The 2,052-nt window shown below is 64.4% G+C and carries 2 protein-coding genes; one reads left to right on the top strand and one right to left on the bottom strand.

What is annotated here, in order from left to right:
• Positions 1 to 96 precede the first annotated feature (96 nt).
• Positions 97 to 1,128, bottom strand: coding sequence for a GlxA family transcriptional regulator (locus EN914_RS33335; RefSeq protein WP_024505318.1), 1,032 nt, complete (start codon positions 1,126 to 1,128; stop codon positions 97 to 99).
• A gap of 86 nt (positions 1,129 to 1,214) precedes the next feature.
• On the opposite strand from EN914_RS33335, the gene EN914_RS33330 reads away from it, so the two are divergent.
• Positions 1,215 to 2,052: FAD-binding oxidoreductase (locus tag EN914_RS33330; RefSeq protein ID WP_164779108.1), on the top strand; the 838-nt coding region annotated here is incomplete at its 3' end.

Here is a 2,052-nt window from a genome sequence, read left to right as displayed (position 1 = left end):
CTCGAATTTCTGCTTTTGGGATTCCGCTGGGGCCAGCTCAACGGCTGACTTGAGGCGCCAAGCGGAATATCGGCATCGCGCCGCGATGGTTGAGATTCAATCGCGGCTCAATGCTCGCCGGAGAGCACCGAAGCGAATGCGATATTGCGCCGGCGTCACCCCGACCTTGCGGCGGAAGAGACGCCCGAAAAAACTCGCATCCTCATAGCCGACTTCACTCGCCACCGCTTCGACCGGGAGATCGCCGGTCTCCAGCATCTGCTTGGCTTGCTCGAGCCTGAGCGCGTGGATGTAGTCGATTGCCTTCATTTCCGTGGCCTTGGCGAAGCGGCGCACGAAGGAGCGCTCGGACAGGCCTGACAACTTGGTCATGGCGGCGACGGGCGAGGGCGTCCGGTAGTTGCCTTCGGCCCATTTCTGGCAGCGGTTGATCACCGCGTCGTCGGTCTGGCGAAAGCGCATCAGCGCGGCGAAGGGCTGTTGGCCCATGTCGTGCCACTGCAGCATGTAGACCTTGGCGACCTGCATCGCCTCCTTGAGGCTGACGAAGCGCGCGATCAGATAGAGGGCGAGATCCTCCCAGCTCGAGCCGCCCCCGGCCATGACGATGCGGTGGGCCTCGCCGGTCAGCACGAGTGACTGGCCCGGCTTCACCTTAACGCCGGGATAGTTGTTCGTGAGCGTCTCGACATAGCCCCAGTGAATGGTGGCATCGCGATTGTCGAGTAGCCCGGCCTCGCCGAGCAGCACCGCGCCCGAACAAGCGCTGGCCAGCATGGCGCCGTCGTCATGCGCTCGCTTCAGCCATGCGGCTTCGGCGTCATACTGCCCGGCGACGCTTTCTCCCGGATTGACGAAGAAATCTGGAATACAGACGATGTCGGGTGGCGGGCAATCGGCAAGGCTGTGATCTGGGCGCATCCAGATGCCGTTTGCAGCGCGAAACGGGCTGCCGTCCCCAGCAACCACATAGGGCCGCATGCGCGGCGTGCCCGCCGCACCGCTGGTTATGAACAGGAAATCCCTGCCGGGCGAGGAAAACAGGTCGAACATGCCGTAGATCGTGGAGGCGGTAGCCTCCGGAACGGCAAGGATCGCCACATTCAATGGGCCGATCTGTTCAACCATGGCAGAAATGACCGCCTTTCAGCATTTTCGACTTTAGCGGCCCTGCCCGCGCCGCGCTAGCGTGTGTGAAACGAGGAGACCGCCACATGGCCGCCACCGCTACCCTTGCAGCATCGAGCATCGAAAGCTTCCGTTCCATCATGCGCGGCGAGGTGCTGGAGCCGTCGAGCCCATCCTATGACACGACGCGGATCGTCTGGAACGGCATGATCGACCGACGTCCCGCTCTCATCGCGCGCTGCCGGAGTTTTGCCGATGTCGAGGCGTCGGTGAATTTCGCGCGCGAAGAGCGGCTGGCGATCGCGATCCGCTCCGGAGGCCACAATGTTGCAGGCTACGCCGTCTGCGACGGCGGCCTGATGATCGACATGTCGCTGATGAATGGCGTGCGGGTCGCGCCCGGCCTCGATCGTGTCTTCGTCGAGGGCGGCGCTATTTGGGCCGATGTCGATGCGGCCACCACCCCGCTTGGTCGCGCCACGCCGGGCGGCCTGATTTCGGCGACGGGCGTTGCCGGCCTGACTCTTTCCGGCGGCATCGGCTGGCTGCGCGGCAGCCACGGCCTCAGCGTCGACAATCTGCTGGCGGCCGATCTGGTGACCGCCGATGGCCGCCTCATCCATGCCGACGCGACCCAGAACCCGGATCTCTTCTGGGCGCTGCGCGGCGGCGGCGGCAATTTCGGCGTGGTGACGAGCTTCGAGTTCAAGCTGCATCCGATCGAGCCGGAGCTGATGTTATGCGGTCCGGCCTATCCCGAAGAGCGCGCCAACGAGATCATTCCACTCTGGCGCGACTTCATGCAGACCGCACCCGATCGCCTGAGCGGCCTAGCGGAATTCTCCACGCTGCCGAACGATCCCTCGATTCCCGAGCGTGCAAGGGGCCGGCGCGTCCTGGCGCTTGCGCATGTCTATGACGGGC

It is taken from the genome of Mesorhizobium sp. M7A.F.Ca.CA.001.08.2.1, assembly GCF_003998455.1.
In the GTDB taxonomy this organism is placed as follows: domain Bacteria; phylum Pseudomonadota; class Alphaproteobacteria; order Rhizobiales; family Rhizobiaceae; genus Mesorhizobium; species Mesorhizobium ciceri.
The sequence above is the reverse complement of the archived record's forward strand: the minus strand, read 5'-3'. Positions and strand labels throughout refer to the sequence as shown.

What these genes read in the sequence shown, in the direction of transcription:
- EN914_RS33335 (WP_024505318.1), bottom strand. Translation starts at nt 1,128, where the DNA reads ATGGTTGAACAGATCGGCCCATTGAATGTGGCGATCCTTGCCGTTCCG.